Source organism: Ferrimicrobium acidiphilum DSM 19497, from assembly GCF_000949255.1.
Classification (GTDB): Bacteria; Actinomycetota; Acidimicrobiia; order Acidimicrobiales; family Acidimicrobiaceae; genus Ferrimicrobium; species Ferrimicrobium acidiphilum.
In genome coordinates this window covers 30,767-52,295 of sequence record NZ_JXUW01000021.1, presented here as the reverse complement: position 1 = coordinate 52,295, position 21,529 = coordinate 30,767, and the positions used below count along the sequence as shown (strand labels likewise).

Here is a 21,529-nt window from a genome sequence, read left to right as displayed (position 1 = left end):
CTAAGGAACATACCGAGGCCTTGCGAGCCGAGGTTGCGGTGGTACTCTCCCAGGTAGGTCTACGCCTATCACCGGAGAAGACGATGACCGTCCACATTGACGAGGGGTTTGACTTTCTCGGCTTTCGCATCCAGCGACAGACCAAGAGAGGATCAAACAAGGCATACGTCTATACCTGGCCGTCGAAGAAGTCGCTCTCCTCGATCAAAGCCAAGGTTAAGGCGATTACCAAACAGGGAACGAATAACCCGCTCTCTAGTCTCTTGCGCCAGATTAATGGTGTTCTGAGGGGCTGGACAAACTACTTCCGACATGGCGTATCCAAAGATAGCTTCGCCTACCTACACCAGTACACCTGGCTAAGGGTAGTGCACTGGCTACGGCGGAAATATCGCCGTGCGAACTGGGGGTGGTTGCGACGGCATTACCTGGCCAACGCCTGGATGCCCGAGCAAGACGGTGAAGTACTCTTTGACTGCAGGTCAGTCCAAGTGACCCGTTACCGCTATCGTGGTGCGGCAATCCCTTCACCGTGGGCGGGGATAGAGGAGAAGGCATCTTAGCCAGATGGCATGGGTTCGGGGAGAGCCGGATGCGGTGGAAGTCGCAAGTCCGGTTCGGAGGGCGGACCAGAGAAACCCACCAGCGGAAACGTTGGTAGGGCGCTCTGGTCCGACCCTACTTGGGAACCGAGGCCCTAGAGGAGGTACGCAAGGATCTCTGGCGGGAGATGAGAAAGCTTCCCTCTCCTGTCTATGCCCGTAAGTTCGCTGGGGCACGGTGGGCACTGTTGAAGAATCCAGGAACCCTAACCAAGCGTCAAGGACTAGCCCTCTTAGCCATCAAACAACGAGGAGGAGCCCTATGGCGAGCCTATGAGATGAAGGAGTCCCTACGGGCGATCTTTGCTGGAGACCTCGAAATCGACGAGGTGAATGAGATGCTCGATCACTGGTGCAAGCGAGCCTCACGCTCACGACTATCGAGTTTCATCCGACTCTCAAAGACCATCCGAACTCATCGAGACGGGATACTTGCCTCCATCAGACTTGGGGTATCCAATGGAAGGGTCGAGGGACTCAACACCAAAGTTCGCTCCATCATTGCCCGCTCGTATGGGTTTCACTCCGCCAAGGCTACCCTGGCCCTGGTGATGCTAGCTTGTGGACCGATTGACTTGAAGTTACCCTATGAAAGGGCGAGTTTATCCACATGAATGTCAATAGAGCCCTAAATACTCTGATAGCAGCTCTCCCCAAGCGGTAGCGCGCCAACCGGTTTTACCATATCGCACTTTCGTAGCCATTACTTACTCCTTCTCGCGGAACCATAGGTGGATCAAAACAGCAAAAAACCCAAGCCCTAACCAAGGACTTGGGTTCTCAGTTTCTCCCACCCACCCTCGATGGTACACTATTCTTACAGGGCATGCGCACGAAACCAGATTTTTATTCCCACTTCTTGCTATGTTTACATATTTAGCTGATCACAATAGACTGATCGCCCCTGTTTTGGTCAGCAGACATTGAAACCCGAAGCAGGCAGATCGAAAGCTTCGAGAATAGCCACCATTTTACTTCATGCCGAAACTCAGGATTCTAATAAAGAACAGGAAGCTTAGCAACGGGAGCTCACTTTACATGAGTGCTACTACACTGACGTGAATCCAAATCTAGAATCACTCAAGCCTAAATCACAAGCTCTCACCATTATCATTGCAGGGCTCAATAAGGTCAGCGAGACTAGCAATGACATCGTCGGCCTGTTCGCTAAGGTCCAGTACGATCACCTCCCCGGCATCGACTCCAAGGCCAAGAATCTCCAGAATGCTACCAACACTAGCCACCTTGTCGCCCTTGGACACCGTGCCTTCTACTCCTGCAGCATGCATAGCCCTTACGAACCGAGCTGCAGGTCTGGCATGGAGTCCCGATGGGTCAATAACTCGCAATCGTCTAGCTGCCATCGATCCTCCTTGTCACAGTGTTATATATCTCCTCTTCGTGCTCTTTCCAGTCTCACTCATAGCAAGCAATCCTAAGCCAGACCCTGGGCATGAGCGAGTAGTAGACCTGAACTGGTCGATACCCCAAGTGCCCCAGCCTTTAGCGCCGCCGTTACTTGGTCGATGCGCGTAATTAATCCACCAGCAATAAGCGGCACAGAAATGGCGTCAACGACCGTCGTGATCTGATCTGGCAAAACACCTGGCAACACCTCAACCGCATCAGGCTGAGTGCGAGCGACGTTGCGAAGCCCAGAGTCAACGGAAGAGCTATCTAGCAGAAAAATGCGCTCGATCGCCAGCAACCCTACCTTCTTGGCGGCGATCACTGCTGATGGGTGCGTCGTGATAACCCCAGCTGGATGGCCAAGGTTAGCAAGTAGGCGAATTCCCTCACCATCATTGGTGATACCATGCAGCATATCTACATGGACAAAGACCTTAAATCCTCGATCACTCAACAGCTTGGAGGCACCCAACACCTCTCCAGCATTGCCGCCAAGCAGGAAGACCCAAGTGGGCTCGGTGTCAGCCACCATAGCGAGCACGTCAGCTGGGTCTCTGGCCGCAAATATGATCTTTGGAATCTCGTCTGGGTCAATAGCATCAGGACGCGAAGTCACTGCAACACCTCCGTGCTTGAAAGCTGAGACTGCATCCATCGAGCAGGGTGTACACTGCGGTAGCCAGTCAACTCCTCAAGATGGATCGCACATGTACCGCTATCGGTGAGAATCATACCTGGCTCATCGATGGCCCGAGCGGCTCGACCACCCAACGCCCTGGCGACCTCGGTGTGTTCTGACTTAAACGCATAGGAACCAGCAGCACCACAGCAGCTAATCTCCAGAATCCGAGGACCCTGCTCACTTGCCTGCTGAACAAGTGAAAAAAGCGTCCCCTCCCCCTTTGCCGCTTTGGAGCGGCAGGTTGCATGGGTGTAGAGAACCCCTTGAGATGGTCTCGAACGCAGCTCAGCGAAGAAGCTAGGATTCGCGTTGGCAAGTACGAACTCTACAAACGGGGTTACCGGCACCGAAAGTGTCAATCCGAAATAACGCGGCCACTCGACACGCAAGGTGTCATCGCAGGTGGCGTTCAAAGTAACAATAGCCTCAAGCTGGCTCGTCATCCTCCGAAGCGCACGATGAGTCACCTTAGCAGTCCGCTCGGCCTCGCCAATCAGGCCCGAGGCGTAAGCGGCGGCGCCACAACAATGGCTTGCAGTGGGCAGGTTTACCGTGTTGAACCCTAACCGCTGGAGGATAGCAGTCGCGGCGAGCAGTGTCTCTGAGTCGAATCCTCGGGTAAAGCAGTCGACATAGATACCGACAGTGCGACCGTCGTAGTGCCGTCGAGTCGACTGGTGGCGATAGTTGCGTTTCGTCGGAGAGGGTGTCGGCCACTGTGTCTTTGCACTCACCCCAAGGGGCACGCCTAGCTGCTTTGGAGCCTTCACCAAGGATGGAGCCATCGCTAACCACTGAGGGTGGGTCAATAGATAGTCGCGCAACTTAAGTCGTGGCGACTGGTTCGCAAACTGTTTGTGCTCGGCTATCAGGTGTGCGATCGGCACATCAACGGGACAGGCCTCCTCGCACAGCTGACAAAACGTACAATCAATCACGTGCTCCATCGCCTTTTGCTCACCTGCCTGATGCCGTCTATACCAATCAGGGCCAAGCGCCTTCGGCCCTGGAAACTGCTGGTCAACCCGATATACCGGGCAGGCTGTTACGCATATCGAACACTTAATACAGGCGTCCTCATATTCGAATCGTCTCATAGGTCTACCCTCGCATGCATCTCTAGCGCGGCTCTCACCGTCGACACCACCATTGCTCCGCCGTTGTGATCACGATTCGGGTTCCAGCCACCCATCGCACGACCAACCGCCAGCACTCGCCCATCCCCGAGACAATCGATATCTCGATGACCAAGTGAATTGAGATCCTTAAGTTGTTCCATGTGTCCAAGCCCTCGATTTACTAGCCCATCTGTGACATGGCCATCGATAGCGACTTTTGCACCGCCACCAAGAACACCGCCGGTGGCGAGGAACACGTAATCGCTCTCGAAGACTCGACCGTCGCCCAAAGCGATCCTTGGCGCTGGCGAGATCTCCTCGACTCTCCCACTCAGAAATCGGACGCCCTGGTGTCGCAACCAACGTTCCCAACGATCCCGCACACGTATGCCGCCAACACTAGGAGAAAGAAGCGGGAATTCGGCTACGCTACGTTCAAGTTCAGCCGAGAGCCGGCTAATGATTTCGTCGGTTCGGTCAAGTCCGAGAACCTGCGGCAGCACCACAGCTCTGCCAACGGGAAGCCCACTCAAGGCCAACTTCAACTGGTCGGTCAACCAATCAATGCCAGCGTCGCTGTCAAGATAGATTGCGAAACGGAGCGCTCCCCAGCTCTGGTCCCAACCAGGCGGCTTCGGAATTGTGCAGGCAATGGCGTCTCGATGGCTGTGCTCGCGGTAGCTAGCCACTTGTGCCTCAACAATGGAGTCGGCGAGTCCGTCTACCCCGACAAAGACAAGATCCTCAGGCTCAATCGAGGAGTACTGCCAGCTCGGTGTCGCGAACGTAGGTCGAAGCCTACCAATAGCTGTCACCGTGCAAGGGATCCCTTCTATCGTGGGCAAAACAAGGGTGACGCCGAAAGTATCGAAGAGCGAGACTAGTTCGCGAAAGGAGTGCAGCCACTCTACTAACGACAGCTGAATAGGAAAACTCTGGTGGGCGTCTTGGGTCCTACCAAAGCTGAAGTCGCTTGGCCACATAGCGAGACTGCCTTCGGCGTCGGCAATGACAGTCACTTCGCAGCCTCGCTGGCTGAGGTAGCTCGCACTGAGCAAACCCGCTGGGCCCCGGCCAATTACTATGGCTGCTTTAGTCATCTGGCATCCTCTCCTAAGGATTGAGCTGCAATCGACTGCTCGAGCGCAATCAAGCGAGCACTGGCGCCCCAACCCACGGCATTTAGGCCGTGTTCACGCTCTCGCCGCAATGATGAGAGCTCATCAGCGAAACCCACAGCTCGCTCTCGACCTAGCACTCTGTGGGCACAGAAGGTACCTTGGCACGGACCCATGGCAAACCAGGTATCAAAGCGCCGTTGCATCTGCGAAGTTGCCGTCGACTCATCTAGGTCAGCCTCATATACCTGCTCACATTCACACAGCAGGGCTCCACGAGCTTTCGGAGCAGACGGCACCGATCTCACATGCCTTCGCTCTATAGCAACCTCACGACTGAGGCTTGGGCTATCAACATTGAGCGCCTTGGCCAATCTTTCGCCAAGGGCCTCGCCCATCAAGCGAAACGTAGTCCACTTACCTCCCAACACAGAGAACGCTCCATTCAAACCGTCGGTCTCACCGTGATCGAGGACCGCGAAGTCCCTCGATACTGTTCGTGAATCACCAGTAACCCCAGAGGGTTCGTAGAGGGGACGAACACCCGTGAACCCTCGAAGCACCCGCCATGAACCTAGATCTGGAACCAACTCAGCTCCCAGCTCCATCAACCGTATCGCCTCGGCACGTCTTGGCTCGGGCGCATCCGGTAATCCCTGAGCGACATCGGTGGTGCCAAGAATAACCACCTCTCGATGGGGGACGAAGATATCTCCATCTCCAGGTGGTTTTAACCGGTTGACAACCTTGTTCATGCGGCGATTGGCGAATATGAGCATCAGTCCATATGATGGCTGAACCTTTATGTCGAGACCCCAATCACGAGCGACGATCCCAGCCCATGGGCCGGCTGTGTTCACCACCGCATCACACTCGAGAACTCGATACCCGCCCACACCTTCGACCTCGACACCGCTCACACGATCACCATCAAGTCGCAACCGTATCGCCTTAGTGTGATCGAACAGCCTAGATCCACGTGATTCGATCGCTTGTACCAACATTGAGAGCATGGTGAACCCCTCGAGGACGCCATCGGGGACCCAGTGGGCGCGCTGAACATCGCGAGTCAGCATCGGCAATTCATCAACCAGTTCAGCAACCTTCACCGGGTGGGTGGGCACTCCCAACTCTTCGGCCTGGCTCAACCAACGACTCTCGAAGGTGCTGTCATCACCGAACTTCTTCACGAAGTACCCTCCGGTTGCCACCACTGCGTCGCACGCAATCCGACGCAACAGCATGTTCTCGCTATAACACTCCTTGGCCGCAGATGGATCAGTGACGAGATACCTACCGCCGCTGTGGAGCAGCCCATGAAAGCGTCCGGAGGTGCCAGCACCAAGTTCGCGTGCCTCTACCACAGTGACATCGATCCCACGAAGTGTAAGGTCCCAGGCTACGCCCAAACCAGTGGCGCCAGCGCCGATGACTACAACTCTCACATCAACACACCCCTCCCAACGGCTAAAACGAGACAAGCCCGACAGCAATTGCTGTCGGGCTCTCACAAATCAAACGCCACGTCTAGCAGTCGAATCGACTGATCTTCATACTAGATCGATGGTCCACCAAAGTCAAGGTGATGGCCTCAGAACTCGATCTCTTTACGCTCAAACACACGAGCCCGATCCAACGTCTAGCCTACTGTCGGATGCTCCCTTCGAAGCGTCGCTCCCACGCCTCATGCCGTTTCTTGGCATCGCGCAGGAAAGGAGAGTAAGCAATAGCCTTTAACAACGCGTCGTTGGTGACTTTGGCTGCCCCGGACATCGGTCGAACCACGTCCAGGAAAAGCACCGCTCGTAGCTCCGTTGAATCATTCCATGCACTGTGTTGATAGCCATCATCAAACAACAAGCTCTTGCCCTCCTCCCAGTGCCGAGTCTCACCTCCGACTTCGATTCCGCAGAGTTCCTTAGGCTCTGGAATCCTCAGTCCTAGGTGGTAGCGCAGCACACCACGATAGGGACCGCGATGAGGAGGCAGGTGCTTCCCAGGGCTAAGAATTGAGAAGAATGCCGTCGTCATTCCAGGTACCTGCTCTAGCAATGCTGCCGTCTTTGGGCAACGCTCCCAGTTGGCCGCGGAACGGTAGCCGTACCCCATAAAAAAGACCGTCTTCCACTGATCATCATCAGAGATCGAGGCGACATCACGAGAGATATCCTGGAAGTTCGGAAGATCATCACGGCGTCCAAGCAACTCGTCGAGCTCTGCACGCATATCCTTCCAGCCATCCTCGAGTGTCTTGGTCCACGGGAAAATCTCCGGATCCATAAACGGTGTCGTCGGTACGATCGAAGACTTCAGCAGCCAACCTTCGAGGCCGAAAATAGCCGCCTCTCCACCGTTCAACGCTGCTTCCCGAAGATCCTCACGCACCTCCTTAAGATCGGTACCGGCGGACCGGAGGTTATCGCGCGCCTCTTGAAGTGCCACCTGCCAAGTTTTGGTCATACTATCTCCTCCTCTCTGATGGCGACGGATAGTGCACACAAAGCACACCTCTACTCTCTCAGCTGCAAGTTTAGCAGGTCATGGTCGTACAGAGTTTTACTACTGTAGCGATGGACCTTCGTCAACCCAGTCAACATCCGCCCTGAACTACTCAATCAGCATTGGAATCGAAACCCGTCCCTGGTCTGTCGGCAAGCTAACACGCTTGCCGCGAACCAAACTTTTGTTCCACGGCACGCCACTCATAACTCTTCCGCGTCACCCGTCTCCGTCGACGTAGATGCCCATCTCGCCGGCCGATGTCAGATCCCATTTTATGTGGCACAAAGAAACCCGAATACCAACTAGATCAGATGGCCCACCCGAACGGCGAACTCGAACGAGATCTAACTACCGCTGCCGGAACTAGCCAAGATCAGACGCGCACGATCGCGCATCTTTCGGCGTGAACGCACACCCCATGCCGCGACAAGGAGGTAGATAACACCGATAACGATCAGGTCTCCTGCTGGTCGAATCAGGTACTCGCCTATCAGCAGTACCAAAACAACGCCGTAGATCGCCGACGGATCCCACTGACTCACAGTCGCCTGTGCGACCTCAACAACCACCCCGGCCAGGTGGGGATCATCCGGCAAAGTACCTGTGCGCAAGTGACCAAAGGCTATTCTCTGCTCCTCCCTGTCAGGCAGCGCCGACCGAAGAACCATCAACCCGGTCGGCTGTCGACGCTTCCGCCACACGACGAAGCTGACCACCAATCCGGCAGCCGCCACCAGAACCAATATCAGTCCTATGACTTTGCCGATCTCACCCACTACTACCTCCGCTCACTAACTGAAGGCAGTCTATCGCCACCGGTGCTTGCATCTGAATTTTGAGCAGCCACACTCAAACCAGCGCAGGACCAGTCAAATACTGATCGGTCAACCCTCGCAGTTCGGCATCGAGTTCATCGGTCACCACATAGTTCATCGCAGCGATGGAATCGCTGAGCTGCTCAGCTCGCGAAGCACCAATGATTGGTGATGTGATACCTCCTTGGCGCATCACCCAAGCGACAGAAAGAGTGACGAGACTCACACCTTCGCGTACAGCAATAGCCTTGAGCTTCTCAACCGTTGCGAACATCTCCTCATGCCAATAGCGCTCTCGATAGATTTCGCTCGCTGGTGTAGAGTTGAAACGCGTACCTTCAGACGGGCCCTCCGTCGGCTGGTGCTTGCCCGACAACAAGCCACCAGCAATAGGGTTATACGGTATCACTCCGACGCCATCCTCGGTTGCCAGCTCCAACAGGTCTCGCTCTATGATTCGATACAGCAGATTATACCGCGGCTGGACCGACGAGAACTTCGCCAACCCCTTTCCGTCGGCGATACCATTTGCCTTAGCCAATCGGAACGCGGGGAAGTTAGAACAGCCTGCATACCGAATCTTACCCATGTGCACTAAGTCATCCAGGGCCCCAAGAGACTCTTCTAGTGGGGTATCCGGATCATATCTGTGGAGCTGATACAAATCGATATAATCAGTACCGAGCCGTCGCAACGATGCGTGAACCGCGTCGAAGATATGTTTGCGCGAATTTCCCTGCTGGAACGGCTCCTTAGCCGTAGCACCATAGCACTTGGTGGCAAGGACTACTTTGTCACGCTTACCCTTAAGCCAACGTCCTAGGATCTCTTCGGTGGTTCCGGCCAAACGGACTCCACCACCGAGCGGATAGACATCGGCGGTATCGATAAAATAAACTCCTGCATCGAAGGCGGTGTCAAGGATCTTGACGGCCTCCTCCTCCCCGCTCTGGAGCCCGAAGGTCATGGTGCCGAGACACAAACGCGACACCTTCAGCCCCGTCGACCCTAAACGAACAGCCTCATCACTCATCAAACAACCACCTTTCAACACACCTACTTCTTACTCCGACCCTACCACGGCCCTGACAACCAACAAATCCAAAGCAAAAGAGCGAACAGGACACAACTGAACCAAACCTCCATATCCAATCGATCATGACTTCGAATCAAAGGTCGGTGGATGACTCCATCGACGAGAAAGCAACATCGAACCAAACTCCTGGGAACACGCAGCTACGAAACTGGTCAGACTGACTTATATCACCATCACAGCTGCGCGAATGGCACCTACACGACCGCAAACACTCACAAAGCTCAACTAAAACACGCCCAACTCGCCGTCCAACATGACGAAACGCAATAAACATCAGCGCCTGCTAAACCAGGCAAAATAAACCCTGAGACATGCAACCGAGCGAACCCCAAAAACGACTGGACTACAGCGGATCTGATAACCACACCAAAGCCAGCAGTAGCATGGGCAGACATCAGAATGATGCACTAAGCGGGAACCGAGGTGCATCAGAACCTACCGGACTACACGTGTCCTGTCGATTCAACCAGAAACCACCTTGCACTATCCGCAAGCCGCACTGGCACCACCGAGCCGGCTAATGCCTGGACCTTTGTCATTCCCTAACACGGTAAAACTCCAATCACGGGCCCGCCCCACGATGAAAATAGCAAGTCGAAGTACCAGACGCCAGACGCTATGCTACAGGCCTACAGCTAGGTAGACAAATAGGAAAATACCTATAAGAGTCAACCCAATGCCCAATCCGACAGCAGTGCGCGAACGCCCCGCCGTCGACATCGCCTCAGCATCAATCGTAAGACCACGAACGCGATACCGATAGGTAGCGGAGGCGATAGCAGCTAAGCCAAGAGCGACGAGCGCGAGTCCAACAGCCTGTGCACTCACCGATGAACGAAACCTCTGTTGCTGGTGAAGTGCCGCTCCGATATAGGAGAGAAAAATAGTGAACTTCTCAACCAGGAAACCGAAAGCCATCACGGCAATTCCTGATCGAATCCAGGAGAGCAATGTCCTCTCGTTAGCAGCATGATCACCAAAATTCCTAATACCCACAGAACACCCCCAGTCATCTACGTATTGGTATACCAACTCCCCAACCAAACCACCCCCAAAACAGAACAACCCCCCTCACGAGGAGGGGGGTTGTTAAACGAGCGGCAGTGCCCTACTCTCCCAGGGGGCCTCCCCCCAAGTACCATCGGCGCGGGTGGGCTTAACTGATCGTGTTCGGAATGGGAACGGGTGTCTCCCCACCGCCATTGCCACCGCTCGAAATTGTCAACCTAGATCATCGATCTAGTGCTGTGTGTTCTCATCATGAGAACGAAAGAGCGAGCACGGGTAACTCCAAGCCCTCGGCCGATTAGTACCGGTCGGCTGAACACATTACTGTGCTTACACCTCCGGCCTATCAACGTGATCGTCTCTCACGGGCCTTACCAGGTTAACCCTGTGGGAAACCTCATCTTGAAAAGAGCTTCGCGCTTATATGCTTTCAGCGCTTATCCCTTCCGTAGGTCGCTAACCAGCCGTGCCCTTGGCAGGACAACTGGCACACGAGAGCTACGTCCGTCCCGGTCCTCTCGTACTAGGGACAGCCTTTCTCAGGTTTCCTACGGCTGCATCGGATAGGGACCGAACTGTCTCACGACGTTCTAAACCCAGCTCGCGTACCGCTTTAATGGGCGAACAGCCCAACCCTTGGGACCTACTTCAGCCCCAGGATGCGACGAGCCGACATCGAGGTGCCAAACCTTGCCGTCGATATGGACTCTTGGGCAAGATGAGCCTGTTATCCCCGGGGTACCTTTTATCCGTTGAGCGACGGCGCTTCCACACGCTACCGCCGGATCACTATGCCCTGCTTTCGCACCTGCTCGACTTGTGGGTCTCGCAGTCAAGCTCCCTTTTGCCATTGCACTCTAACGACTGATTGCCAACCAGTCTGAGGGAACCTTTGGGCGCCTCCGTTACTCTTTAGGAGGCGACCGCCCCAGTCAAACTGCCCACCTGACGCTGTTCCCGATCCGGATTCACGGACCATGGTTAGAGCTCCGGCACCGACAGGGTGGTATTTCAAGGACGCCTCCCGGGCAGCTAGCGCCACCCGTTCATAGGCTCCCACCTATCCTACACAATCGGAACCAAAACTCAACATCAAGCTACAGTAAAGGTCCACGGGGTCTTTCCGTCCTGATGCAGCTAACGAGCATCTTTACTCGTACTTCAATTTCGCCGGGTCTGTGGTTGAGACAGTGGGGAAGTCGTTACGCCATTCGTGCGGGTCGGAACTTACCCGACAAGGAATTTCGCTACCTTAGCACCGTTATAGTTACGGCGGCCGTTTACCGGGGCTTAGGTTCAAAGCTTCGCCCTAAAGGGCTAACCTCTCCCCGTAACCTTCCGGCACCGGGCAGGCGTCAGAGCGTATACGTCGTCTTAGCGACTTAGCACGCTCCTGTGTTTTTAGTAAACAGTCGCTTCCCCCGATTCTCTGCGACCCACTCGGGCATCAAAGGAGCAAGTCCTTCTCACCCTAACTGGGCCTTCCTTATCCCGAAGTTACGGAAGTAATTTGCCGAGTTCCTTAACCACAGTTCTCCCGATCGCCTTGGTATTCTCTACCTGCCTACCTGTGTCGGTTTGGGGTACGGGCGCTCTTACCACTCGCTAGAAGCTTTTCTCGGCAGCATGGGATTAATGACTTCACCTAAAAGCGGTTCGGAATCACGTCTCAGGCTTATATGAGGTCCGGATTTACCTGGCCCTCGCCCTACACGCTTTCCCCAGGACAACCAACGCCTGGGATCATCTACCCTCCTGCGTCCCTCCATCACTCAAACGTGGTATTAGCGGTACCGGAATATGAACCGGTTGTGCATCGACTACGCCTCTCGGCCTCGCCTTAGCTCCCGACTTACCCTGGGCGGATTAGCCTTGCCCAGGAACCCTTAGGCTTTCGGCGGAGGGGTTTCTCACCCCTCTCTCGCTACTCATGCCAGCATTCTCACTCGGACACGCTCCACGGCCGCTTACGCTGACCGCTTCAATGCATGCCCGACGCTCCCCTACCATATGGACACTGGATAAATCCAGCTCCACATCCGCAGCTTCGGTGTCTGACTTAGCCCCGTTACATTGTCCGCGCAAAACCACTCGACCAGTGAGCTATTACGCACTCTTTAAAGGGTGGCTGCTTCTGAGCCAACCTCCTGGCTGTTTTTGCGGTTTCACATCGTTTTCCACTTAGTCAGAACTTAGGGACCTTAGCTGGCGGTCTGGGCTGTTTCCCTCTCGACCATGAAGCTCATCCCCCATGGTCTCACTGCCAGACTCTAGAGCATCGGCATTCGGAGTTTGATTGGGATCAGTAAGCCTGTGGGGCCCCATAGCCCATTCAGTGCTCTACCTCCGATGCTGAACATCTGACGCTGTACCTAAATACATTTCGGGGAGAACCAGCTATCACCGGGTTTGATTGGCCTTTCACCCCTATCCACAGGTCATCCCCTCTGTTTTCAACCAGAGTGGGTTCGGCCCTTCACGGGGTCTTACTCCCGCTTCAGCCTGCCCATGGATAGATCACCCGGCTTCGGGTCTACCGCAGGCAACTCATACGCCCTATTCAGACTCGCTTTCGCTTCGGCTCCCCCATACATAGGTTAACCTTGCCACCCACGGTAACTCGCTGGCTCATTCTTCAAAAGGCACGCCATCGCAGAACATGTCTGCTTTGACTGCTTGTAAACCAACGGTTTCAGGTTCTATTTCACTCCCCTCTCGGGGTACTTTTCACCTTTCCCTCACGGTACTAGTTCACTATCGGTCGCCTGAGGAGTACTTAGCCTTACGAGGTGGTCCTCGCAGATTCACACGGGCTTTCCCAGATCCCGCGCTACTTGGGTGGTGATCGAAGGAGGTTGGAGGTTTTCGTCTACGGGGCCATTACCCTCTGTGGCGCAGCTTTCCAGACTGCTTTGACTAACCAGCCAACTTTGTAACTCCTCCTAGGCTCTGGCGAACCTAGATGATCACTCCCACTACCCCGAACCGGCAACGCCGCCAGGCTAATCACACCGGTTCGGTTTAGGCTCTTCCCTTTTCGCTCGCCGCTACTTGGGGAGTCACTGTTGTTTTCCTTTCCTAAAGGGTACTGAGATGTTTCAATTCCCCTTGTTCCCTCCTCCTGCCCTATATATTCAGGCAGGGGTGACATCGCATTAACTGATGTCGGGTTTCCCCATTCGGAGATCCATGGATCGAAGCTTGGTAGACAGCTCCCCATGGCTTATCGCAGTCGCCTACGTCCTTCATCGGCTTCAGGCGCCAAGGCATCCACCGTTGGCTCTTAATAACTTGGAGTACTTATGTTGATTACTCGTGCTCGCTCTTTCATTCTCAAGATGCATAACAAACGCATTGTAGCTGAAGAGGGATGCCAGGCTTCGACACTTTCTTTGAGACAGCCTCACCATCTGCGACAACTACTTAACTAGTTCTACTTGCGTAGCGCTAAGTGTGTAGCTGTGTTAGATGGGTTGGCGTGTGCTCCTTAGAAAGGAGGTGATCCAGCCGCACCTTCCGGTACGGCTACCTTGTTACGACTTCACCCCAATCACCGACCCCACCTTCGACGGCTCCCTCCATTACTGGTTGGGCCACCGGCTTCGGGTGTTGCCGACTTTCGTGGTGTGACGGGCGGTGTGTACAAGGCCCGGGAACGTATTCACCCCGACGTGCTGATTCGGGATTACTAGCGACTCCGACTTCACGCAGTCGAGTTGCAGACTGCGATCCGAACTGAGACCGGCTTTATGGGATTGGCTCCCCCTCGCGGGTTGGCGACCCTTTGTACCGGCCATTGTAGCATGCGTGCAGCCCTGGATGTAAGGGGCATGATGACTTGACGTCGTCCCCACCTTCCTCCGAATTAACTCCGGCAGTCCCCTACGAGTCCCCGGCATTATCCGCTGGCAACATAGGGCAAGGGTTGCGCTCGTTGCGGGACTTAACCCAACATCTCACGACACGAGCTGACGACAGCCATGCACCACCTGTGAAGGGCCCTAAAAGGACACTGCATCTCTGCAGCTTTTCCCTACATGTCAAACCCAGGTGAGGTTTTTCGCGTTGCATCGAATTAAGCCGCATGCTCCGCCGCTTGTGCGGGCCCCCGTCAATTCCTTTGAGTTTTAGCCTTGCGACCGTACTCCCCAGGCGGGGCACTTAATGCGTTAGCTACGGCACGGAACCCGTCGAAATAGGCCCCACACCTAGTGCCCAACGTTTAGGGCGTGGACTACCAGGGTATCTAATCCTGTTCGCTCCCCACGCTTTCGCTCCTCAGCGTCAGTACCGGCCCAGATCGCTGCCTTCGCCGTTGGTGTTCCTCCTGATATCTGCGCATTTCACCGCTACACCAGGAATTCCACGATCCTCTACCGGACTCTAGCCATAGCAGTATCGGATGGCGACTCCAGGTTAAGCCTGGAGATTTCACATCCGACTTGCCAAGCCGCCTACGAGCTCTTTACGCCCAATAAATCCGGACAACGCTTGCCCCCTACGTCTCACCGCGGCTGCTGGCACGTAGTTAGCCGGGGCTTCTTCTGCAGGTACCGTCAGTTTCGTCCCTGCTGAAAGGAGTTTACAACCCGAAAGCCTTCATCCTCCACGCGGCGTTGCTGCGTCAGGCTTTCGCCCATTGCGCAATATTCCCCACTGCTGCCTCCCGTAGGAGTCTGGGCCGTGTCTCAGTCCCAGTGTGGCTGATCGTCCTCTCAGACCAGCTACCCGTCGTAGCCTTGGTGAGCCGTTACCTCACCAACAAGCTGATAGGCCGCGAGCCCGTCCCAGAGTGATAAATCTTTCCTCATTCAGTCATGCGGCCGAATGAGAGTATTCGGTATTAGCACCGGTTTCCCGGTGTTATTCCAAGCTCTGGGGTAGGTTGCTCACGTGTTACGCACCCGTTCGCCACTAGGTACTTCGGGTATTACTACCCTGATACCCCGTTCGACTTGCATGTGTTAAGCACGCCGCCAGCGTTCGTCCTGAGCCAGGATCAAACTCTCCGTCATAAACGAATGTCTCTTGGTTGGCGATACTCTAGGAGCCTTACTGCTTTCGCGGTGATGGCTCTGGTCTAGATACCGTATGGACAAGAGACGAGTTAATCCGAGCTGGATTGTTGTATCTCAAAGTGTTAGGTTGACGAGGTACTAGATCGTCACTCTCGAGTCCTTGCTGATTGCTCAGCAACGATCGAGGTCGACCTAGGGTTTCCTCTCATACCCGCACTGGCATGTCTTCCCTCTTCAGTTTTCAATGTGCCACACCAGCTTGCCCTTGGTTGGTGACTCCTTAAGAGTCACCTTCTTCGAACGAGCGCAGCCTTCTGATTCCAGAAGGAATCATCGACTGTGGTGTGTCGTTTGCGAGGTACTGGCTCTTTGGCTGTATTACCAGCTTTTAGCTACCAGTTCCTCGTTGCCAGAGGTGATTGCTTCTCTCTTGGTAGAGATGACAACCACATGGGATAGATAAATCTAGTGTGCTCTAGGGGGAGGGGGTGACGGTTTTGGGGGGGAAATTTGAAGAATTTGTTTTTTTACCGCTGAAGTGGTGTTTCAGGTTGGTCGCCGAGAACATTGCTGCGATCGCCATAAGCACGACGGAGAGGTAGAAGGCATTATGAATCCCGGAGGTGAATTCGGTACCGATGTGGGCACTCAACTTAGAGGTGCCGACGAAAATAGCGAATGCCTGTCTCTTCGAGATGGTCCCCGAAGCAACAACGATTGCAGCGGCAAAGGAGAAGACCATTCCGATATTAGCGAAAGTACGAAGCATGCCGGAGGCTATGCCAAAGCTACCAGCTGGCGCCGCCTTCATGACGGCAGCATTGTTAGCCGGATAGAACCCTCCAGAGCCAACCGCCCCGATCACGTAGGCTCCAGACAGGATCCAAATTGCCGATCCAGTCCCAAGCTGGGCGTAGATGACGAGAGCGACCATCTGGAGCACTAGGCCCACGGTAGCGGGCCAAACAGCCCCATAGCGATCGGCTAACCGTCCACCGATGGGACCGACCACCCCACCGACCACATAGCCGGGAAGCAGCAAAAGCGATGCATGCAAAGGTGAGTATCCTCGAACCCCTTGTAGGTACATCAGCAAGAGATATAGCACCGAAAAGCTTGCCAACCCCTGAAACAGAGAGGCGAGCAGGGTCGGGGACATGGTAGGAACCCGAAAGAGCGACAGATTCAACATCGGCTCTTTTTGACGCTGCTCGACGAGGGCAAAGACGCCAAGGAGGATCACGCCGGCGATCACAAACTCAATGATTGAGGCGTTCAAAGATTCACTAGTCAACTTCGTGAGCCCCCATAGGATACCAAAGAGTCCGAGCCCAAGGGTGGTGGTACCGAGATAGTCGAGCCGTCTCTTCTCGCGTTCACCATGATCACGAAGCACCTTGATGGCGACCGCTAACGCCACCAATCCAATCGGGACGTTAATCCAGAAGATCCACCTCCAAGAGAAATAGGTAACGATCAAACCACCAAGCAGGACCCCAAGTACCGCGCCAATGTTCCAACCAATAGCATTGTAACCATAGGCCTTACCTCGCTGTTCGGGAGGAAAGGTGTCTGCTATGACCGCGCCGGAGTTAGCGGCTACCAGCGCCCCTCCTACGCCCTGAAGCAGTCGAAAGCCGATGATAGAGGCTTCATTCCAAGCCAACGCGCACAACAGCGAGCCAACGATGAACACCAAGAACCCAAGTTCATACATCCGAACGCGACCAAACATGTCGCCCAATCGTCCAAGCTGGGTGGCAAGCAAGGTAATCACCAACAGATAACCGATGATCACCCAAATGATCGAGCTGATTCCAATATGCAGGCTGCGCTGTATCTCAGGCAGGGCCAAGACGACAATGGTGGTATCTACCGCGGTAATCAGCACTCCGATGACGATCACCAACAACGCGAGTCCGCTGTGGGGCGCTCTCGCTCGCGCAGCCTCAACCATAAATTCCCTCATTTCACGAACGCGGTCGACTACAGATTAGATTAAGCAACCCTTTGACGCGCATATCTCTTCCCTTGCAACTATGAACGTCCAGCAGACACCAGCTATCTTCCCCCCACCGCACAACTCAAACATTTGACGGTCTACCCCGTTAAGGCGGTCTAATCCCCATCAGAAGAACTACTGCTTGCTCCTCCGGTCTCAGTGCCGCTGCAACTAGGAGGGCAAAGAATCAAATCACTCGGGCACGCCACTGCTATCTCTAAGCTAAGCACTCTTGAGTGTTGTTTACTGTACGTCTATATGACGAGGTTGGTCCCCATTGTGGTAGCAGCACAGGAACTCTAAGTTCACCCCATGACGCTACGGAGATGGGAAACAGAGGGACGTATTGATCCTCCTGTGCACACTCAGGGAGGTAGAAGGCGTTATGACCTGGCTAAACTTCGTGCCATTGCGCCTCATAAGGCTCCATCTACCAGGACCACCATTGCTTATGCTCGCGTATCAACCAACGGTCAAAAAGACGACCTAGTGCGCCAGGTAGCTCTCTTGGAGAGCTACTGTGCTGTGAACGGGTGGACCTACGAGGTCATCTCTGATCTAGGGTCAGGACTCAACCATCACAAACGAGGACTAAAGGCGCTCGTATCTCGGATCTGTTCTGGCGAGGTTGGACGACTGGTGCTCAGTCATAAGGACAGACTGCTCCGGTTTGGATCGTAACTGGTGTTCTCCCTGTGTGAGCACTGAGGTAATCATTATCAACGCTAGTGAGGACTCGACCTTTGAAGAGGATCTTGCAAATGATGTCATTGAGATTGTGACTGTATTCTCGGCCAGACTCTATGGCTCGCGCAGCCATAAGAACAGACAGGTTATGGAACGGCTTCAAGAGATAGCCAAAGAGGTAAGCCCATGACCCGATGTCTGAACTTTCGATGCCAGAGCCTTCGATGTCAGAACCTTCGATGTCAGAGCCTCATCCTATGGTTAGATTCCCATGAAGCGCACGGTACGCCTGGCCACGTTGCCACTCAACAGGGGCAAGTATGGGGAGCTGTGCTTGGTGATCGGGCACTATAGCGACGCAAAGCGCGTCTTTGTGGCTCATCTGCGCCAAGCCAGCCTGTGGGGACTACTAGATCGAAGCAAGAGCTTCCGCGACTACGCCAAGGCACGAGGGCTATACCCAGAGGGCATCAACGTTCATCTGATAGACCAAGCCGCCTTTGATGCCGTGGATACCTGCATTCGCCACATCGAGTCCTGTTTTGCCCGTGCTGACATCAAAGCAAAGACATGGCGGCGATTCACAGACGAGAACGAGAGGCATTATGCCTACGCCTGTCTCGCCCGATACTCGGCCATTGGGCAGATCATGGGTGGTGGCGTGCCAGAGATCTCTACGGTAACTACCTCTCTCGACGCGAGAGTAAAGATAGCTGCGTACCTACACCGTGTGTCAAGGGCCGTGTCATTCGTGATGCGCTTGGTAGTAGTTGGCCAACGGTCGTCAAGGCTCGCTCTATGTCTTTGGACTCTAGCTTGTACTCGGTGGTCGACAATGATACTCGAACAGGCAAAACCAGACGCTATGTCAAAGTCATTAGCTCAACCCGCAACAAGCGCATCTCGCTACCTCTGTCTGGGATCTCTCGGGTGTCGGGCAATATCAGGGTTGTACTAGACGAAGAACACAAGCGAGCCTTCATCCACGTAATCTACGACGTTGCACGCCTACCCAGGGCAACCGGCCCCGCCGTGGCTCTTGACTGGGGGATCACCGAGGTCTGTACTGATAGCTCGGGAGTCCATCACGGCAACGAGTATGGCCGAGCACTTAGGTCTATGGCCGAGCGCCGGAACAAGACCGGCAAGGCGAGAAATAAGCTTCACGCACTGTCAAAGAGAGATGCTGGCTCTAGGCGAACCAAGCACATCGCACGCAACAACCTGGGTACAAAGAAGCAGCAGGCTCGACTCCGGCGCACAAAGGCACAACTACAGACGATCTCTGGTGCCACAATCAAGGAGGTGGTCTACGGGGAAGGGAACCGGACCAGAGCTAAGAAACGAGTTCCCCAACTTCCATCACAACGGCCAAGAGAGATCATCATCGAAGACCTCTCTCACCTGCAAGGTAAGGTCTAGCGTGTGGGTATGTCCATAGTGACAACCGACACGGGGATGTGTTTCACTGTCGCAATCCCTATTGGGAGTGCAACTGGCAGGGCGATGTGGATCACGTAGCTGCCATGAACATCGCGTCAAGGATCGAAGATCGCCAGATCAACCGGTTCACTCCCTATAGGGAAGTGAAGAAGATCCTTGATGAGAGGTTCCTACGCGCAAATGGAAAGCCGAGTTGGAGCACGTATCGTCCCTTTGGGGACCACCGGCAACGGCGTCCGAGATACGTGTCTTGAAAACGGAGCTACCGCTCAACGGCTGAGACCCCAAGCGAACCACGACAACCCAAGTTGGACGTGGGAGGTGGACAACCATCGACTCGCCCTAGTTCTGTCCCTGTGGATAGGGCAGAACACTCAAAGGCGGCTGGAGAGTGAAGACAAAAGAGGTGCATATGAATGTAAATGTATTTCGGAGCGGAATAGCAGTATGTTGCAAACAGTTCGCAATTAGTGTTGAAACGTCACCCATGAACAGCAAGCACAGGTAGCAGAAAGTGAACGCATGAGCGACCAACTAACTCCGCAGCCAACACCAGCGCAGGAACAACCACGTAAGATGCGCCAAGTCTTTAGCTTGCTTGACCTGTTCCCACTATCAATATCGAGCATTGGCCCCGTGTTTTCGGTGGCAGCCACCGGTGGCGTTATGGCCGCCGATGCAGGTTGGTGGGCGTTACCAGCGATCGCCATCTTAGCGATCCCATTCATCATCGCATCGTTCGTATTCAGGCTCCTCAATCGACATTTCCCTAACTCAGGGGCCTCCTACCATTGGTCATCTCGCGTGATGGGTCGCAGGGTATCGCAGTACCAAGCATGGATCCTGATTCTGGCCTACTTTTTCTCAATTCCACCGATCGCCATCCCAGCAGCGACGTATACGCTCGCGCTGGTAGCTCCTCATTACCACCCAAGCAACATCGTAACCATTCTGGTAACCATATTTTGGGTCGCATTCGCAGCAGTTCCATTGCTCCTTGGCTCCAAGCCAACAGCCCAGATCACCAAGGCCTTCTTCGCCCTCGAGATGGTATCACTGATAGGCTTTGGGATTCTCGGCCTCTCTCGACTCCATGCGACTTCAGTCGGGATACACTTCGGAACGCTCCCCGTTGGCGGCATGTTGGTTGTCGCCGTCGTCGCAGCTACCATTTTGGACGGCTGGGAGATCGACTCCTACGCCGCCGAAGAGTCAGAGAAGCCACGTCAAGACCCTGGCATCAGCGGGATCGTCGGTGCCTTCCTCGCCCTGGTGTTTTATGCAATCCTGTATCCGCTGATCTTCTCAGAGACTCCAATGAAGCTGCTGGCATCGCACAGCGACGCCGATCCTCTTGCCCTCTGGGCTCAGCGAGTACTACCGTCCGCACACTGGGTAATCCTTGTGCCGATTCTCGCCTCAACAGCCGGAGGACTCTGGCTTACCACCTATATCCTGACTAGAGCCCTCTATTCAATGGGGCGCGAGCAGCTCATTCCACAGGCGTTCGGCAAGCTGAGTAAACGCCACGTCCCCCACATCGCCACGCTTGCGGTTCTTAGTCTTACGTTGGTAGTCGTGGCGGTGCAGTTGTTCGTATCTTCCCTGGGTAGTTTTTTCAACCTCGTGCTCTCCGCAGCTGGCTTTTTCCTGCTTGCGGAGTTTTTCTTTGACATACTAACAGCGGTCATCTTTTTGACAGTTGGACATAAAAAGCTTCCTGACGTCCAATTTCAACCCCACCAACATCGGTGGTTGCTGATAGGCGCAATCTTCTCCGGGAGTATCATGGGCGCACTCCTGGTGGCATTCTTCATCTACGGCCCCAGAGCGATCGGAGTCGGAATCGATCAAACGCTAGTTGTGCTCCTGCTCGCCGGGGTGCTCTTCGTGTTGGTCACATTGCGACGGGTGAAACGCAGTTACATATTCGATGGCAACAACGCCGACTCAGAACAACCACTCCCCGAGGCAGGTTCAAGCAGCACCGGCATGAATGGCTAGCAGCCAAGTTCCTAAGAAAACCAT

General features: G+C 54.6%; 15 protein-coding genes, 3 rRNA genes and 1 pseudogene. 6 read left to right on the top strand and 13 right to left on the bottom strand.

What is annotated here, in order from left to right:
• Window positions 1-563 (top strand): group II intron maturase-specific domain-containing protein (locus tag FEAC_RS10080; RefSeq protein ID WP_272867006.1); only part of this gene is annotated, 563 nt, incomplete at its 5' end.
• 119 nt (window positions 564-682) lie between these two features.
• Window positions 683-1,216 (top strand): transposase, encoded by a 534-nt coding sequence (locus tag FEAC_RS10075; protein ID WP_052566200.1) that lies wholly within the window; start codon window positions 683-685, stop codon window positions 1,214-1,216.
• Between the two features lie 477 nt (window positions 1,217-1,693).
• Here FEAC_RS10075 and FEAC_RS10070 read toward each other — a convergent pair whose 3' ends face one another.
• From FEAC_RS10070 to FEAC_RS10010, 13 genes are all read right to left on the bottom strand, one after another.
• A complete protein-coding gene (locus FEAC_RS10070) occupies window positions 1,694-1,966 on the bottom strand; it encodes an HPr family phosphocarrier protein (protein WP_035391975.1) in 273 nt (90 codons plus the stop codon).
• A 71-nt stretch (window positions 1,967-2,037) separates the two neighbouring features.
• Window positions 2,038-2,628 (bottom strand): glycerol-3-phosphate responsive antiterminator, encoded by a 591-nt coding sequence (locus tag FEAC_RS10065; RefSeq protein ID WP_052566199.1) that lies wholly within the window; start codon window positions 2,626-2,628, stop codon window positions 2,038-2,040.
• Window positions 2,625-3,791 carry a heterodisulfide reductase-related iron-sulfur binding cluster gene (locus FEAC_RS10060; RefSeq protein WP_081901289.1) on the bottom strand — a complete coding sequence of 389 codons (1,167 nt, stop codon included), beginning with the start codon at window positions 3,789-3,791 and terminating at the stop codon, window positions 2,625-2,627. Before FEAC_RS10060 ends, FEAC_RS10065 begins: the two co-directional genes overlap by 4 nt.
• A complete protein-coding gene (locus tag FEAC_RS10055; protein ID WP_035391977.1) occupies window positions 3,788-4,912 on the bottom strand; it encodes a hypothetical protein in 1,125 nt (374 codons plus the stop codon). Before FEAC_RS10055 ends, FEAC_RS10060 begins: the two co-directional genes overlap by 4 nt.
• Window positions 4,909-6,375, bottom strand: coding sequence for an FAD-dependent oxidoreductase (locus tag FEAC_RS10050; protein WP_035391980.1), 1,467 nt, complete (start codon window positions 6,373-6,375; stop codon window positions 4,909-4,911). The genes FEAC_RS10055 and FEAC_RS10050 overlap by 4 nt, the downstream gene beginning before the upstream one ends.
• Window positions 6,376-6,574: 199 nt before the next feature.
• On the bottom strand, window positions 6,575-7,390 hold the full coding sequence (locus tag FEAC_RS10045; protein WP_081901290.1) for an aspartyl/asparaginyl beta-hydroxylase domain-containing protein: 816 nt from the start codon (window positions 7,388-7,390) through the stop codon (window positions 6,575-6,577).
• A 386-nt stretch (window positions 7,391-7,776) separates the two neighbouring features.
• Window positions 7,777-8,208, bottom strand: a complete 432-nt coding sequence (locus FEAC_RS10040) for a hypothetical protein (protein WP_035391982.1) — start codon at window positions 8,206-8,208, stop codon at window positions 7,777-7,779.
• Window positions 8,209-8,281: 73 nt separating this feature from the next.
• The gene (locus FEAC_RS10035) at window positions 8,282-9,280 is read right to left on the bottom strand and encodes an aldo/keto reductase (protein ID WP_035391985.1); all 999 of its coding nucleotides are present in this window, start codon (window positions 9,278-9,280) and stop codon (window positions 8,282-8,284) included.
• A 684-nt stretch (window positions 9,281-9,964) separates the two neighbouring features.
• Complete coding sequence (locus FEAC_RS10030) at window positions 9,965-10,339, bottom strand: YidH family protein (protein ID WP_160290377.1); 375 nt, start codon at window positions 10,337-10,339, stop codon at window positions 9,965-9,967.
• Between the two features lie 99 nt (window positions 10,340-10,438).
• A 5S ribosomal RNA gene (rrf, locus tag FEAC_RS10025) occupies window positions 10,439-10,556 on the bottom strand.
• A gap of 73 nt (window positions 10,557-10,629) precedes the next feature.
• Window positions 10,630-13,648 (bottom strand): 23S ribosomal RNA (locus FEAC_RS10020).
• Between the two features lie 194 nt (window positions 13,649-13,842).
• Window positions 13,843-15,366, bottom strand: a 16S ribosomal RNA gene (locus tag FEAC_RS10015).
• The 16S, 23S and 5S rRNA genes sit together here, the layout of an rRNA operon.
• Before the next feature lie 478 nt (window positions 15,367-15,844).
• Window positions 15,845-17,326 carry an MFS transporter gene (locus FEAC_RS10010; RefSeq protein WP_236684637.1) on the bottom strand — a complete coding sequence of 494 codons (1,482 nt, stop codon included), beginning with the start codon at window positions 17,324-17,326 and terminating at the stop codon, window positions 15,845-15,847.
• Window positions 17,327-17,683: 357 nt separating this feature from the next.
• Between FEAC_RS10010 and FEAC_RS10005 the strand changes: the two are divergent.
• The 4 genes and pseudogenes from FEAC_RS10005 (at window position 17,684) to FEAC_RS09990 (ending at window position 21,505) form a co-directional block, all read left to right on the top strand.
• Window positions 17,684-18,248: pseudogene (locus tag FEAC_RS10005) on the top strand (IS607 family transposase).
• Between the two features lie 81 nt (window positions 18,249-18,329).
• Window positions 18,330-19,016, top strand: a complete 687-nt coding sequence (locus tag FEAC_RS10000; RefSeq protein ID WP_052566196.1) for a hypothetical protein — start codon at window positions 18,330-18,332, stop codon at window positions 19,014-19,016.
• Window positions 18,989-19,480 (top strand): hypothetical protein, encoded by a 492-nt coding sequence (locus FEAC_RS09995; protein ID WP_052566195.1) that lies wholly within the window; start codon window positions 18,989-18,991, stop codon window positions 19,478-19,480. Before FEAC_RS10000 ends, FEAC_RS09995 begins: the two co-directional genes overlap by 28 nt.
• Before the next feature lie 543 nt (window positions 19,481-20,023).
• Window positions 20,024-21,505, top strand: coding sequence for an APC family permease (locus FEAC_RS09990; protein ID WP_052566194.1), 1,482 nt, complete (start codon window positions 20,024-20,026; stop codon window positions 21,503-21,505).
• Window positions 21,506-21,529 lie beyond the last annotated feature (24 nt).

Bases quoted from the DNA above. Each gene is read 5' to 3' on its own strand.
- FEAC_RS10070 (WP_035391975.1), bottom strand. From the start codon at position 1,966: ATGGCAGCTAGACGATTGCGAGTTATTGACCCATCGGGACTCCATGCC.
- FEAC_RS10060 (WP_081901289.1), bottom strand. From the start codon at position 3,791: ATGAGACGATTCGAATATGAGGACGCCTGTATTAAGTGTTCGATATGC.
- FEAC_RS10055 (WP_035391977.1), bottom strand. From the start codon at position 4,912: ATGACTAAAGCAGCCATAGTAATTGGCCGGGGCCCAGCGGGTTTGCTC.
- FEAC_RS10045 (WP_081901290.1), bottom strand. From the start codon at position 7,390: ATGACCAAAACTTGGCAGGTGGCACTTCAAGAGGCGCGCGATAACCTC.
- FEAC_RS10035 (WP_035391985.1), bottom strand. From the start codon at position 9,280: ATGAGTGATGAGGCTGTTCGTTTAGGGTCGACGGGGCTGAAGGTGTCG.
- FEAC_RS10010 (WP_236684637.1), bottom strand. From the start codon at position 17,326: ATGGTTGAGGCTGCGCGAGCGAGAGCGCCCCACAGCGGACTCGCGTTG.
- FEAC_RS10000 (WP_052566196.1), top strand. From the start codon at position 18,330: ATGAAGCGCACGGTACGCCTGGCCACGTTGCCACTCAACAGGGGCAAG.
- FEAC_RS09990 (WP_052566194.1), top strand. From the start codon at position 20,024: ATGAGCGACCAACTAACTCCGCAGCCAACACCAGCGCAGGAACAACCA.